General features: G+C 54.0%; 10 protein-coding genes. 4 read left to right on the plus strand and 6 right to left on the minus strand.

All coding sequences use genetic code 11. The annotated features are described in order from the left end of the window. Positions 1 to 286: 286 nt before the first annotated feature. The 6 genes from ACR0JE_RS19215 to ACR0JE_RS19240 all read right to left on the minus strand — a co-directional run bounded on the left by ACR0JE_RS19215 (position 287) and on the right by ACR0JE_RS19240 (position 7,162). A complete protein-coding gene (locus tag ACR0JE_RS19215) occupies positions 287 to 889 on the minus strand; it encodes a PqiC family protein (RefSeq protein WP_480865296.1) in 603 nt (200 codons plus the stop codon). Between the two features lie 3 nt (positions 890 to 892). Continuing rightward, positions 893 to 2,983, minus strand: a complete 2,091-nt coding sequence (locus ACR0JE_RS19220; RefSeq protein WP_480865297.1) for a PqiB family protein — start codon at positions 2,981 to 2,983, stop codon at positions 893 to 895. Next, a complete protein-coding gene (locus ACR0JE_RS19225) occupies positions 2,980 to 3,591 on the minus strand; it encodes a paraquat-inducible protein A (RefSeq protein WP_480865298.1) in 612 nt (203 codons plus the stop codon). The genes ACR0JE_RS19220 and ACR0JE_RS19225 overlap by 4 nt, the downstream gene beginning before the upstream one ends. Next, entirely contained in the window at positions 3,588 to 4,217 is a 630-nt protein-coding gene (locus tag ACR0JE_RS19230) for a paraquat-inducible protein A (RefSeq protein ID WP_480865299.1), read from the minus strand. The genes ACR0JE_RS19225 and ACR0JE_RS19230 overlap by 4 nt, the downstream gene beginning before the upstream one ends. 221 nt (positions 4,218 to 4,438) lie before the next feature. Further along, positions 4,439 to 5,413, minus strand: a complete 975-nt coding sequence (locus tag ACR0JE_RS19235) for an alpha/beta fold hydrolase (RefSeq protein WP_480865301.1) — start codon at positions 5,411 to 5,413, stop codon at positions 4,439 to 4,441. A 264-nt stretch (positions 5,414 to 5,677) separates the two neighbouring features. Further along, the gene (locus ACR0JE_RS19240; RefSeq protein WP_480865302.1) at positions 5,678 to 7,162 is read right to left on the minus strand and encodes a tetratricopeptide repeat protein; all 1,485 of its coding nucleotides are present in this window, start codon (positions 7,160 to 7,162) and stop codon (positions 5,678 to 5,680) included. Between the two features lie 552 nt (positions 7,163 to 7,714). On the opposite strand from ACR0JE_RS19240, the gene ACR0JE_RS19245 reads away from it, so the two are divergent. The 4 genes from ACR0JE_RS19245 to ACR0JE_RS19260 all read left to right on the plus strand — a co-directional run bounded on the left by ACR0JE_RS19245 (position 7,715) and on the right by ACR0JE_RS19260 (position 14,349). Beyond that, positions 7,715 to 8,350 (plus strand): potassium channel family protein, encoded by a 636-nt coding sequence (locus ACR0JE_RS19245; protein WP_480865303.1) that lies wholly within the window; start codon positions 7,715 to 7,717, stop codon positions 8,348 to 8,350. Positions 8,351 to 8,863: 513 nt separating this feature from the next. Then, the gene (locus tag ACR0JE_RS19250) at positions 8,864 to 10,462 is read left to right on the plus strand and encodes an efflux RND transporter periplasmic adaptor subunit (RefSeq protein ID WP_480865304.1); all 1,599 of its coding nucleotides are present in this window, start codon (positions 8,864 to 8,866) and stop codon (positions 10,460 to 10,462) included. Beyond that, positions 10,459 to 13,974: an efflux RND transporter permease subunit gene (locus ACR0JE_RS19255; protein WP_480865305.1), complete on the plus strand. Its 3,516-nt coding sequence runs from the start codon at positions 10,459 to 10,461 to the stop codon at positions 13,972 to 13,974. Before ACR0JE_RS19250 ends, ACR0JE_RS19255 begins: the two co-directional genes overlap by 4 nt. Before the next feature lie 132 nt (positions 13,975 to 14,106). After that, positions 14,107 to 14,349, plus strand: coding sequence for a hypothetical protein (locus ACR0JE_RS19260; RefSeq protein ID WP_480865306.1), 243 nt, complete (start codon positions 14,107 to 14,109; stop codon positions 14,347 to 14,349). Positions 14,350 to 14,420: the final 71 nt, after the last annotated feature.

A 14,420-nucleotide genomic window follows, 5' to 3' on the forward strand; every position in this document is an offset into this window, starting at 1 on the left:
TATGACAGATGCCCAAAGGTATTCCTTTCGGCCATCGCTCTAGCAGCTACCGTACTGTTCTGGCTGTAAATCAATGAGTCTGGAGCCTAGATTGATGAACGCTCGTCAGGTGTTTAACATGATCCGCAAAGGGTGCTTCGCGCCCAGACACTCGCCGATTCAGTTTCCCAACTAGTCGGGGAAATAGCCGATGCAATGGTTGAAACAGTCCACCTTGCCCAAAAACTATCCAACAAAACCGAAGCGATTTTTCAGGCTACTAAGTGTGATATTGCAGGTATTGAAATCAGGGAGTTGCAGCCAAGATCTGACTTTTTCTTACACCAGACAATGAACGCGCAATATCGGCGGTCAGGGTCTTGAGGGCCTGAGATTGGGCCACTGCATAGTCTTGAACGGATTCCGACGCTATTGGCACAGAGATGTCGAACCGTTTGATACGTTGTAGCGTACCGCCCTGAGGGGCCGTCAGAAAATACTGGCCGGAAAATTGCAGACTCTCACCGGGCACGCCGACAAATCTGCGAACTTTGACATCCAAACGAACGTCTGCAAGCCCCGAAAATGGCAACGGTTCGGCTGCGACATCCGCAGACAGCGATTGATCCAGACCGACGGCAAGCAGCTCGGTCATGGCGCGATCCGGATCTTCTGCCCAAAAGCCGTTTGACAATGGCCGCAAAACACCTTCGGCGTCCTGCAGATTAATCTCGGTGTCCTGCACGTAGGCAGGCAATTCGAGCTTGCCGACTTCTACAGTGCGCGCCGCCGTACCCAAACGCTGCTCGACACTGAAGTCCGGCAGCAGATACCGTTCGGAATTGTCTCCGCATCCCGCCAGAAACAAGCAGATCGCGGCTGGGATCGCTTTCGTATAAATGTTCAGCATCACTTACCTTCCAACAATCAGGGAATTGGGGTTTCGGCGCAGGGCCTGCACTAGTGTGTTCAGGGATTGGACTGTCCGCCGGATATCGCCGATTGCGGCCTGCACCTCGCGATTTACGGGCGACGACGGACCGTAGGCACCGATTGTAGCTTCTGCCGTATCTGCCAGGCTTTCCAGTCTTTGAGCCAGCTCGGGCAAGCTCGCCGCCGCTTTGGCTAATTCGTCTGCCGCGCTCCCGGCCGAGGCGAGCGCTTTGTTCAGGTTCTCTGTAGCGCCACCCTCGCGGAGGTCCTCAAGGGTGTCGCGAACCTGCTCCAAAGCACCAGAGAGCGCACCTGGCACATTCTCCATCGCGTCGCTACTGATGAAGCTTTCAGCCGACGCCAAGAGGTTGTTTGTGGTTTCGATCGTCGTTTCGATTGGTAGTGCATCGATCTTTGCGACAACGGCATCGATCTCTGCAACCAGATCAGGCACTTTGTCGCTGGCAGTGGACAGGTTCGCCGTAGTCGTGCGCAGATTGCCCAGAGAGTCGGCCAGCAGTTTCACGCCATCGCGCTGTTCAAATTCGCTCAGCATTGCATCAATGCTTGAGAGTACGCTGTTCAATTGCTCCGGCAATTGCTGAGTTGCGTCGGATGCGACAACTGTATTCACGTTGCCCAGAAGCATATTCACCGAGCCGGGGATCTCTTTCGTATTTTGGTCGGCAACAATGGCATCCAAATCTGCGATTAGCCTGATCGTGCGGTCCAAAAGTTCCTCAACGGGCAATTTGGCAACCCGATCCAAGACGCCCTCGGCCGCAATGCGCAATGTATCCGGAGGCGTTGGCACAGCGGGAAGCAATGGAACCGGATACCCTGTTCTTTGTAAGCTGGCGGCGGGCAGAGATGGGTCCTCGAACAGTTCGACATGCAGCCCGCCCGACAGCAGCGAGTTTGGTTTCAGTCGCGCTCTTAATCCATTGGTACGAATATCCTCGGCCAGAAACTCGAGAACTTCATCAGGATTGGTTACGCCTGTAATGCCCAGTCGATTAGGTTGGATCGTATAAGTGACCAGCAGTTCCGACTCGACGTCCAGAGCGGCATCACCCGGCGCGTAGACTGACAGCTCTTTCACTTCTCCGACCTTGAGGCCCCTGTAGTCTACGACGGCCCCCTCTTTCAGACCTTTCAGAGACCCCTCAAACGACGATGCAACTGTGACGGTCGCCCGGAGGTCATCGTCAAAGCGGCTGTCCTTCGCAGCAACTTGATCTGGAAAAAGGTCAAACTGACTTTTTTCGCGGACGATCTCGCCCCCGGAGGTGAACGTGTCAAATGCAACGCCACCCCGTAACAGAGCAGATAGGCTTTCTACGTTGACTTTCAGGCCTTCATCGTCGATCTCGACCCCAATTCCGGATGCATTCCAAAAGCGGGTGCCCGTATTGATCAGCTCGTTATGCGGAGCTTCAACAAATGCGGTGATCTCGATCAATCCCCCGCTTTCGCTGAGTGACACGTCTTCGACCTCGCCAACCTCTACACCTTTGTAGAGGATCGGCGCTCCGACTGAGACAGAACCGGAGTCTGTCGAGGTCAGAACCACTTCCAGCCCTTCAGTTCCAGGCGCGACGATCGGAGCTTTGGATTCCGCTGTGAAGCGATTTTGCGGGTCGCCGGGGTCTGCGTCCCAATCGGCATTGATATACGCACCGGAAAGCAACGTATCGAGACCGGAAATGCCCTGGGCTGTAACCTCGGCTTGTACCAGCCAGAATTTGGCACCTTCATCCAGATAGCTAACCATATCTCTTCGAACATTGACCGTGACTTCGACATGGTTGAGGTCCGGTGCAAACTCGACTGAGCTGACCGAGCCCACCACGACGTTACGAAACCTGAGGTGCGTTTTTCCCGCCTCAATCCCACTTGCATCCGGAAATTCGATCACGATTGGTACGTCGCTTTCCAAATAGCTTTGCACGGCCAGACCTAACGAGGCCAGCAATGCGACGACCGGCACAAGCCACACCAGTGACAGGCTGCGCACTCCTTTGCGGCGCGGGTTCTGAATTTGCATTCTGGACGGCTTGTTATCGCTCATTGGGCGGATTCCTTTGATGACTCGTCCCAGATCAGCTTGGTGTCGATACATTGCGCCGACAGCATCGTGAAGATTACCGACAGCGCGAAACAGATGGACCCCGGACCGGGTAGAATTGAGATAACGGTGCCGAGCCGGATCAGCGCGGCCAGCAGAGCCACGACAAAGACATCAATCATCGACCAGCGGCCAATGAACTCGACCAGCTCATAGAGGATGAGCCTGGCATGCAGGCTGAGGTCCCACCGAAACTGAATACTGAGCACCAGGAACGCGATGATCAGAAATTTGGACATGGGAATAAGCAGGCTGGCGATCATAATGACAATCGCAACCAGATAGTCGCCCTTTTCAAAAAAGAGGATGATCCCCTCGATGATTGTATGACCGTCGTCGCTTCCAAAAACCCGGTTTGTCAAAAGCGGAAAAGTGTTGGCCGGGACGTAAAACACGAGGCCAGTCATGAGCCACGCCCAGGTGTTTTGCAGGCTGTTTGGTTTGCGCGAACGCAATTTGGCTCCGCAGGTTCGACAGTCGGAAAGTTGTGGTTTGTGAACGGTTCCACATTTATGACAACCGACCAGCCCGGCATCGCATGCACTCATCATTGCGCCGCCCTCCGGAAGGATTGCCAGATGGTCCAGCGACAGACTGATGCATTCTTCAGTGCTATGACCAACACCAGAAAACAGAATAACCAGAATGATATTCCAAACGCGACTTTTGCCAGGCCACCGATCTTGATCAGGGCAACGGCGGTACCAATTATGAAGATCTCGGTCATCGCCCAGGGCGCAATCGATTCAGCGATTGTGAACGCGAGTTTGGCGTGGGGCAAAGGTGGTTTGCCATTCCGCAACGGCCACATCGTGTAGACCAGCAGGGCGGTCCGCAACATTGGCAACGCAACAACAAACAACAATACAAACAACCCCAACAACAGGTACCACCCCTGCGAGAACGCAAGAATGATGTCGATGATTGAGGCTTCACGTTCGAGCCCGGCCTTGGACATGCCCAGAAACGGAAAGCTCAATGCTCCGATCATCAACAGAACCGAGGCAAGCGACAGCGCGATTGTACGATCCATTGTCTCTGCTTTTGGGGCAATCAGGGTTGAATGGCACCGAACGCATTTCGCTTTTTGACCGGGTTGTAGGTCTTCCATCTCGTGCAACAAGTCACAGCTGGGGCACGAGATGATGTTGTTCAGGTCATAAAGCGATTTAGTCATTGTTTTCTCCGGCAAAGCTGAGCGGCCTTAGGCGGTAACGCGACGAGTTTCCGTTCGATCTGTGGTCTGTTGGTTCGGCAACCATCTCCAAACCCGTCGTTTCTGTTCGACAGGTCAGGGAAGTGATTTCCGGTGTTTCTTCGGCCAGCGGGCCAGGGCATCGGTTGAGATGAGATCGTTGACCTGGACCAAATCAACCGGTTTGCTGAAGGGCGGGCCCGTCATTTTTTGACATATACGCTTTCCAGAAAGTCCTTTACGTCACTGACGCTTTGTTCGGTGTTCTCCATGTGCACCATGTGTCCGACATCAGGGTAAACCTTCAGTGTGGCGCTGGGTAATTCCTTCTCGAAACGGTAAGCAAACTCGACCAGCGCAACAGGATCTTTTTCACCCCAGAGGATCAACGCCGGAAGTTTCAACTTTTCAAGACCGCTTACATTTACATATGCGTGCATGGAGTGCGCCCGCAGCTGGGTCATTGCACCCCGGTTCTTTTCATAGCGCAACAGATTGTAGACCCTGTCGATAAGTGCCTCTGACATGGCCGACTTGTCATAAAAGTAATGGTCCAGCCCATCTTGAACGGCCGCACGGCTTTGCATCAGTGGCAAGATTGCCTGTGCAAATCCAAGTTCGGCCCACCAGGCAAGCTCTTTTTCCCCTTGAGGAATAAGGTGGTTTGGCTGCCGGTATCCGCCTGATGCGATGAGTATCAATGCCACTGGACCGTTTGGATCAGCTAAGGTGTAGCGCACCGCACTGTCGCCACCGATACCATGGCCGATCAGGGTGTAGTTTTTTAGATCCAATTCCTCGACGATATCACCAATAAACGTCGCAAATCGGGTCGGGCTATAGTATTCGCCGACCAAGGGGTCCGTCAGCCCGTGCCCTGGTAGATCGACTAGATTGATCCGGTAGTCGTCTTGCAGATCAAGCAACCAGGGATTCCAGTCATCGACCGAGCCACCTGCGCTGTGAATGAACAAAAGTTCGGGTCCGTCAGGATTGCCCAACGTCCGATAGTTCACCTGCATTGAACCTTTTAGCGTTAAGGTTTCGTACGCGTATTGCGACAACGCTTCCCTCGGCAGGCCGGGCACGACCTTGGCCGACACCCAGGCAGATACGCCGCCCAGGACCACGACGGTGGCTGCGATAGCATAAACGAATATCTTCAGCGTTTTTTTCAAGGTCGATGTCTCGCTATGTGTCGAACGCGGCGCGGTGCACGACGGCGACAACCGGTTCGTAAGGTCGAGAAGACACCTAACGTTCGAATTTATCTCAGGTCAGTTAGTCACCGTGACTCACGCGTACACACCACGGTGCGAACATGGTCGCGAAGCCGCTTGGAAGTTAAGTCTGGATTTTGAACGAACTCGTCGAGGACCGATCTTGAAAATACAGATCAATGTCAGACGCTGAGGGTTTCGAAGCCCGCTAAGATTCAGCGTTCAGCGCATTTTTAAACCTGCCAACACCAATCCTGCAGCAATGGCGTCGATCAACTCGTCAGAGCAGTGCCATTTTTTGATGTCGACTGCGAAGTGATCCCCAAAACCGGGATAGAGGTTTTCCAGTTCCTCCAAGTCATCTTGCGCGTCCCGCACACGTCCGAGTCGAGCGAGTATCGACGCCCTAAACACATAGGACCAGTGGAAGCCGGGACTGAACAAAAGCACGGCTTCGCGCAGGGCGGTATCCAGATCCCCTTCCAACAGTGCCTTGCTCATAGGGACAGCGTGGTACCAGCCGGGATGTGTTGGGCTTAACTCCATTGCCCGAGCCACCAAAGTCTCACCCAAGTCTTTTTCGCCGATCAGCCAGTAACACGTTCCCAAATCGGCGAGCGCATCAGCATGGCCTGGGTTCAACTTGAGCGCCCGTTCTGCGGTGACACGGAAAGCCACCCTATCACCCGCGTGAAAATGGGCGCATGCTAAAAACTGATGGCCCATGGTGCTTTCCGGGTCCAGACTCAATGCATGCACCGCTGAATCAGTTGCGCGTTCGAGCGCGGATTTCTCCGCGTCGATAGTATTGTAGCCAAACCGATACTCATCAAGCTGTATTCCGGCCAATGCTGCCCAAGCATCGGCATAACTCGGATCAACTGCTATCGCTTTTTCCAGTGCGTCTCGGGCGTCGGCATGTCTGTCTGTCTGGTGGCGCGCGTAGTTGTCATAAAACTTCAAAACAGCTGAATAGGCGTCCAGCGAACTCGTTCGGGATGAAATCCCCACGCTGCCCACACGACCGACCGAACCATAACGATCAGCTATTCTTGCGGCCATCGTTTCCGCGATATTGTCCTGAATATCAAACAGGTCCGTAGCGGTAAACGCCTGTTCGAATGTTTCTGCCCAAAGGTGACTATCCTCGGCAGCATTGATGAGCTGGGCCGTAACACGCAGGTTATTTTCGGATTTCCGAATACTGCCTTCAAAAAAATAATCTATGCCCAACTCGTCGCGCATGGCCTGCAGATCGAAATTCTCGCCTCGAAAGCGCGACACGGAATGTCGGGAAATCACTGAAAGCTCACGAAATCGGGCAAGCGACGCGATGAGTTGCTCTGTCAGGCCATTGGCAAAGAATGCTTCGGATGAATCCTGCGAAAAATTGTCCAGTGGCAGTATCGCGATAACCGGACCGCGCCTGACGTTTTCAGCTATGGTCTTTGACGCAGGCAGCGAATGGTCCGCCTTGTCGTGCGTTTCGAACACGGGCATATAGCTGCCGGTCGGCATCGAAATCCGTATCGTGTCATTGGCTCCGTCTTCCAGATAGTAAGTCTGCAACGCCAGCCGTAGCCGGCGGGCCTCCACCCGGACGATGGTGTCCACAGACGGATCAAAGTCGTCCTGTCGGTCGAAAACATCCAATCCGATCGAGTAACCGCCCAATTCTTTTTGACGTCCGGCCAGTGCTTCGGTCACAATATAAGACAGAAACCTGCTCAGACGTTTCGACCGCACGAACTGATTACTGGACAAGATGCGGCTCAACACCTCCTCTATCTCCGCTTTCGGTAACCCCGAAAACGTGTCAATGTGACTATTGTCCATCGCGCAGTTTCCCTATTCGATTCGATCCATTTTACACCATCCGCGCCGAGCAGGCTCATCCGCTTTGCTTTCGCATCATTTGGATTGGGCAAGAACGTAAGAATTCCATAGGGAGAACACCCAAATATCTGGCCTTAAAAACCTTTTTTGTTGACGGTTCACCGTGAAAAGCCGGCGTTTTCAACGCCGTCCAATTTCAACGACCATGTAGTATCAGCGCCCCCGATGTCAGGGAAATCGGCGCAGGTTGCATCGCCAAAACTCACCGTGACTCACTCACACAAAGACAAAGTGTCTGGCACGCTATTGGCACCCGCGCAGATTTCTCAAACAAAAACCGTAGCCAGAGCTTGACGCGGGCCAGCAATCGCGCGTGTGCCCGAGCAACAGATTACCGATGAACCAACAGAGGGTAGGACTTTGATGACAGGACTTGTGTTGCCGCAATCCGTTGCAAGCAGGAGATTCAGTCTGTTGCTATGCGGACTGGTTATTATGCTGCTTGCAGCTCCTCTATTTGGCGAGACTGCTCGAGGTCAGAACGAACTCGGCATCCTGTTTTCGATCATAGTCATCGGATTTGTGATCGCGTCGCAACGGCTACACTCAATCGCCCTTATGCTGGCATGCGCCTGGTTATGTCTGACATGGATTTTTGGCCTGCAGTTTCAGGCCAACGCTGTTCTGTTGGGGCTTTGCATCATCACAGTTTACAGTGTGCTTTGTTACACGTTGACTGCGCGCCGGGTGACTGTTGAGGTTTTGGCAGCGGCAATTGCTGCGTATATCCTGTTGGGCATTATCTGGGCGCTCATATTTGATTTGCTCGAAACCAGCAGCCCTGGCTCTCTGCATCTTACCCCTGATGGTATCGAAGAACCATGGAGTGCGATCCTTTATTTCAGTTTCGCAACGCTCACGACACTGGGTTACGGTGATATAGCCCCGGTGTCACTTACCGCACGCTCGTGGGCTGCCGTCGAAGCGATGAGTGGATCCTTGTATCTAGCGATTTTGATAGCCCGCCTTGTAAGCATGTATCAAAGCGAGGCGGAGTGATCCGCCCGGGCGGGGTGTTCTGGATCATAAACCCACTTAACTTTCGTAGCCAATCTGATCCTGTCGCATATTGGCTTGCTCTCGGAGTATTCGCCTGTCAGAGGCTTAGACGTTTCATCCTCCGATGAACGATTGTGTGTGTTTTGCAATCTTTCCAGATTTCGGATTTGGGCAACTTTCCGAGATTCAAACGTACCACTTTCGATCTGTCTGAACCGCGCGAGCCAGTCTTGGATTAGTCGGGCTTTCTGGCTCAGGGGGGGCGCAGAACCATGTGACTCACTGTGACTTACTGCTGGGGATCTGCCGTCTCAGATAGGTTGTCGCCACAGTTTCGAAATCAATTCGAGGCGAACCGCGACCTTGGATTTACAGCGCCGTAGTCCCGACAATCGCTTTGCACGGTCGGCCAGCAGCGCGCGGAAAAGACGGAGAATAGTCATGAAGCCCAACAAACAAGCGGCCATCCGGCTGTTGCTTGTCATTTTCGTTGCCTGCTGTGTTGCGGGTTGTTTGCCCGAAGAAGAAACGGAAGCCGAAGAGGCACCGGCGAGACCCGTATCCTACGTTAGTCTCAAGCGCAGCGATCCGAGTTTAGCCACCCTTGTTGCCGGATCAGTAGAGTCCTGGAAAAAAGAACTGGTTGGGTTCCAGGTCGGCGGACGAGTTTCCTCTATGCGCGAGCCTGGAACAAATATCCAAGGTCGCCTTTTTGGTGAAAATGGCGTCGTCGTTGAATCCGGAACCGTCATGGCGTCGATCGAAAACGATCGTTACCTGGCGCGCGTAAGTGAGGCTGAGGCCAAGGTTGCCGGGGTTCTGGCCGAAGCCGAGGTGGTGCGTACTGATATTGAGCAGACCATTCCCAGCCAGGTGCGCGAAGTGCAGGCTGAGTACACTCGGGCAAAAGAAGAGTTCGAGCGTCAGGATGAGTTGTTAAAGCGCGGCAGCGGCACTCGCAAGAATCTGGAGGTTGCGCAAGCTGAACTCGAAGCGGCGGATGCCCGACTTGCACAGCTGAAATCCCTAAGGGCTGAAAAAACGGCTCAGCTTGCAGCCATTCAGGCCAATGTGCAGCAAGCGAAGGAAGCGCTCCGTCAGGCAAACCTCGATCTTGACGACACAAAGCTCTACTCGCCCTTCAACGGGCAGATATCCAAGGTGCACGTCATTCCAGGTGGCTATGTGGAACGTGGGCAGCCTGTGGTCACTGTACAAATGATGGATCCGATGAAAATTCAGGTCGCAGTATCGCCTGATGTGGACCGAGAGGTGAATTTCAACGATCTTGTCAATGTCTATGTTGACGGCAGTGATGAACCGATTCAGGGGTGGGTCTGGAACAAAGACACTGTCGCCGATGCGTCCACGCGCACGTTCATGGTGACTTTGCTTGTGCGCAATCGCCGTATTGAAACTAAGCCGACAGGTGAACTTGCAGACGGTGGCTACGCAACCATCGACGCGCTTTGGAACCTCGAGTCCGAGTCAGGTGATGGCACCGGACCCTTTTTCATCAACCAGGAGGCCCTGCATCAGGACGACGAAGGCTATTTCGTTTGGAAAGTACAAGAGTTGTCGATCCCCGATCTGGACAGACCATACGACCCCGTTTTCAAGGTGCAGAAGGTACGACTGAACCCGGGTGATCGCCAGATGCGGTTCTTGCAGGTGTTCACCTATCGTGAGTTGGCTGATCTAGGACAGCTTGATCCTGCCCTTGACCTGTTGACCGGTCAGTTGCCTGCCACGGTCCAGGATGGCGACACCGTGTTATTCTCACGAAAACGCTGGCAATTGCGACCGGGGCAGTTAGTTCGCGTGGATCTGAGGCAAGGGCGTATGCCAGCAGGCTATTACGTTCCCGCGCAAGCGGTCGTGAAAAGCGGCAACTCACATCATGTTTTTGTCGTCGAAGAGCAATCTAACGGAGAAGAACAGGCCACGAAAGTGACTGTCGAACTTGGACCCGCCTTCGGAGCGACGCAAGCGGTATCTGCGGATCAAGAAGGTGCCCTGCATAAGGGGCAAAGGCTGATCACTGAAGGAGCCCATTTCCTTCGTGACGGCGATCGTGTGAATGCCGCGTTTGAGCAGGAGGACCTGCAATGAATCTTCCCAAGTTTGCACTTGAACACAAGCCCGTCATATTTGGCTTTGCATTGGTTCTTTTCTTTTGGGGGCTTTCCGTTTTCCTGGATGCGCCAAGACGTGAGGACCCCGAATTTACGGTTCGTGAAGCTCTTGTCATCACTGATTGGCCAGGAGCAACCGCCCAACAAGTCGAAGAGTTGATTACCGACAAGGTTGAAATTGCCGCTGCAAACATCAAACAAGTTCGTCGCGTACAATCATGGAGCTCTGTCGGCCGCTCTGTTGTTCAGGTTTCCGGTGTTGATGAAGCCGCTGACATTCAAGAAGTCTGGACCAAGTTGCGCGCAGAGATGAGTCTGCTCGCCCCATCGTTGCCCCAGGGCAGTACGCCACCGGCCGTCGATGACAATTTTGGGAATACCGCGGCACTGATCCTCGCGATTTATCAGGATCCGGACACGTTGGATACGCGGCAATATTCGCCAAGCGAAATGGAAGCTTTTGCCAAAAAACTGCGCGACAGTCTGATGGATCTCCGGCCTACCGAAGCCGATGCGGAAGGCAAGCTTGTGCCCATCACGACCGAGCCGGCCTATGTCGCACGTCTTGATATTTACGGCGCGCAACGTGAGGTAATTTACCTTGAGGCGGACGCTGGTGTCTGGAGCCAGCTTGCGCTCACATCAACCGAGTTGCAGGAGTTGCTGCGACAGCGAAACGTCGTCGCCCCTGCTGGCGTTTTCAATACGGCCAGTGATCGGATTCACACCCGGATATCAAGCGATCTGGATGCGACACGCGAGATTGGCGAAGTTGTTGTCGGCCGCGTGGCGGCGGGCTCGGAGTCACCAGAACGCCGGACATTGTCTGAATTCCAGCGCGATTTGCAGGCGGGCGAAGGCGATGGCGGTCAACCAGCCGCCTACGAAGTGCCCGTCCACCTTCAGGATCTCAGGATCAATATAAAACGTGGATACGCAGACCCACCTGAAACGCTTGTTCGTTTCGGCGACAACGCAGTGTCCTCCGACGCCATCGTATTGTCGTTCACCATGAAACCGGGCCAGAACATCACCTGGCTGGGTGACGAGGTTGATCGGCTGTTGGCCACGGCGAACAGCTCGTTTCTGCCGCCTGACATTCTGATTGAAAAGGTCTCGAACCCACCGTTTTTTGTACAGAGCAAGATTGACGACGTCGTCAGCAACCTGGTTCAGGCGGTTGGGCTTGTGTTGTTGATTTTGGGCATGCTTGCCGGGTGGCGCGTGGCTATTGTGACCGCTGCGTCGATCCCCTTGATTATGCTGAGCGCATTGGCATTGATGCGTCCCTTCGACATTCAGATTGAGCAGATGTCACTGGCGGCATTGATTGTCGCATTGGGTCTGCTCGTCGACAACACAATCGTGACCTGCGAAAACACCACACGGGCGCTCAATGAAGGCAAGCCAAGGAAACAGGCCGTTATCGATGGCTGCAATCAAGTCGGTGGTTCGTTGCTGTGGTCGTCGTTGACTACAATTGGGGTGTTTATCCCGATGGCCTTTGTTCTACCGGGCGATCTGGGTGAGTACATCTTCAGCCTGCCGGTGGTTGTTACGCTGACTTTGTTGATCAGCTGGCTTTGCGCGATGACCATGACGCCGATACTAAACTACTACATTCTGGCGCCAACTGATGGCCGACTGCCCATTCTGGCGCTTTTCGACTGGATCCGTCGAAAGCTGGGCATGACGTCCAAAGCCGGTCGCAACGCAACTCAGCCTGTGCCGGCAAAGGGGAAAAGCCTGTTTGCCCGGATCAGCCAGGTCGCGATTGTAGGACGGATTCCAACGATAGTTGTGGCGTTTTCACTACTGGCAGCAGCACTAATGCTACCGGTCAAACCATCGTTTTTTCCGTTTTCGGATCGCAGTCAGTTTGTCGTGGATATCTGGTTGCCTGAGACGTCACCGATCTTTCGAACCGACGCGACGGCGCAACGCGTTGAGGAACTGGTAAAGCGACTGAACGCTACCACCTGGCAAGACGGCGAATGGGTGCCGCTGACGAATGACAAGGGCGAGCCGCAAAACCGGCTCAGCAATATGGTCACTTATGTGGGAACAGGCGGGCCGCGATTTTACGTTGGTTTGAACCCCGGACCGACTGCTCCGCATTACGCCACATTGCTGGTAAACGCGCGCAACCGTGATCAGGTCAGTACCTACCTAAAAGATATCCGCCGCGCAGCGTGGAGTGGTATCGGTTCTCCGGGCGAACCTGCCTATGTTCCGCCGATCGTCGGTGCAAGGATTGTTCCCAAGCAGCTTGTCATGGGCACGCCCGTATCCTCACCCATTGAGTACAGGCTTACCGGGCCTCGACAGGCTAATCAGAAAGTGCTTGGCCACTACGGAGAAAAGCTGAAGGCCATATTGCTCGACAGCGGGTTGGTTTGGGACGTACATGATAGCTGGGGCGCACATGGCTTGCAGTTTGACGTCGATCTGAACCTTGACCGGGCCAATATGGCAGGTGTGACAAATGAAAGTGTCGCAAACACCCTGAATGCTTATTACAGCGGCGCTTATCTGACGGACTTTCGAGAGGGAGACAAACAGCTACCCGTTATGTTGCGCCTGCCAGAGGATCAGCGGCGCGAACTGAACGACTTGCGCAGCGCTTATGTTGAGGGCTTTGCTGGCAAGGTGCCGCTGAATTCGGTCGCTGAATTCAACCTCAGCCGTGTACCGACACAGATTACACGTTATCAGCGTGAAAGAGTTCTGCGCATCCTGGCCAGACCGGAACCCGGCCTTCTCGCACGTGACATTCTGGCCAAAGTTAAGCCTGAGATTGATGCGATTGCTGCGGACTTACCATCGGGATACCGAATTGTGGATGGCGGGATTGAAGAGGAAGCCAATCGTGGTGAGCGCGCCAACTCTGTCGCCTTGGGTGTCGGCATCGTTCTGGTCGTCTTTTGCCTGTTGCTTCAGTACAATTCGGCCGTCAAGCCGTTGCTGATCATACTCACAGTGCCGCTGTCGATCATTGGTGCAATGATGGGCCTCTGGGTTCGTGGTGTTCCACTTGGGTTCATGGAAACTCTGGGGTTCCTGGCGCTGTTTGGGACCGTTCTGAATGCTGCGATTTTGATGATCGATTTCGTCGAACAACTGATCCTGGAGAAGCTGAAATCCGGTGAAGAACTGGCACCGCCAGGGGAACGATCCTATTGCGGCCTCACGCGTGATGCGTTCCGCGCGTGCCTGGTTGAAGCCGGCGAAGCCCGCATGATGCCGATCTTTATGACAACCGCAACAACCGTTGCAGGGCTGATGTCATTGATGTTTGGTGGCGGGCCGTTGTTCATGGGTCTTGCCACGGCTTTTGCGGCTGGCCTGGTGGTCGGAAGCGCAATTACACTTCTGGTTTTGCCGGCACTAATTGCGCTGTTCGTGGAAAACTTCCGCTATCAGATGGTAGATCCGGAAACAGTCCTTTCGGATGCCGGCCTTCCGGATGAACCAGCGGTTGCATCATAAAAATAAGGGGAGAGCGGCTTGGCTGCACCCAGTGGAACAGTAGGCGTGCAGGAAAAACGTGAAGACTAATTGCCTGCGCTGAGATGGCGATTTCGGAGCCACCGGCGGAGTGCGGGTCAAGGAGAAACGATCATGTCGTCTGAACACGGAGAGGCGCACAATCACCCGTTTGAAAGAACCGCTCGGAAGACTCTGGTTCCGGATGAAGAACGTCGTCTAGCCGCAATTCTGGCGGCGGACGTGGTCGGTTTCAGCAGCCTTATGGAAGCCAATGAACCGCAGACATTCGCGAATATTAAGCACCTCTTCAATGAAGTCATCGAACCGAAAGTTCAGCAGCACAAGGGACGTGTCTTTAGGTTCTGGACCCATTAATTTGGTTGCCGTCATCTCGGCTGCGTGATTCAAACCCCTGAGTTTCAGGGGTATAACATGAGTAATCTATT

Source organism: Ruegeria sp. H3 (assembly GCF_056533095.1).

What these genes read in the sequence shown, in the direction of transcription:
- ACR0JE_RS19215 (WP_480865296.1), bottom strand. Translation starts at nt 889, where the DNA reads ATGCTGAACATTTATACGAAAGCGATCCCAGCCGCGATCTGCTTGTTT.
- ACR0JE_RS19220 (WP_480865297.1), bottom strand. Translation starts at nt 2,983, where the DNA reads ATGAGCGATAACAAGCCGTCCAGAATGCAAATTCAGAACCCGCGCCGC.
- ACR0JE_RS19225 (WP_480865298.1), bottom strand. Translation starts at nt 3,591, where the DNA reads ATGATGAGTGCATGCGATGCCGGGCTGGTCGGTTGTCATAAATGTGGA.
- ACR0JE_RS19230 (WP_480865299.1), bottom strand. Translation starts at nt 4,217, where the DNA reads ATGACTAAATCGCTTTATGACCTGAACAACATCATCTCGTGCCCCAGC.
- ACR0JE_RS19245 (WP_480865303.1), top strand. Translation starts at nt 7,715, where the DNA reads ATGACAGGACTTGTGTTGCCGCAATCCGTTGCAAGCAGGAGATTCAGT.
- ACR0JE_RS19255 (WP_480865305.1), top strand. Translation starts at nt 10,459, where the DNA reads ATGAATCTTCCCAAGTTTGCACTTGAACACAAGCCCGTCATATTTGGC.
- ACR0JE_RS19260 (WP_480865306.1), top strand. Translation starts at nt 14,107, where the DNA reads ATGTCGTCTGAACACGGAGAGGCGCACAATCACCCGTTTGAAAGAACC.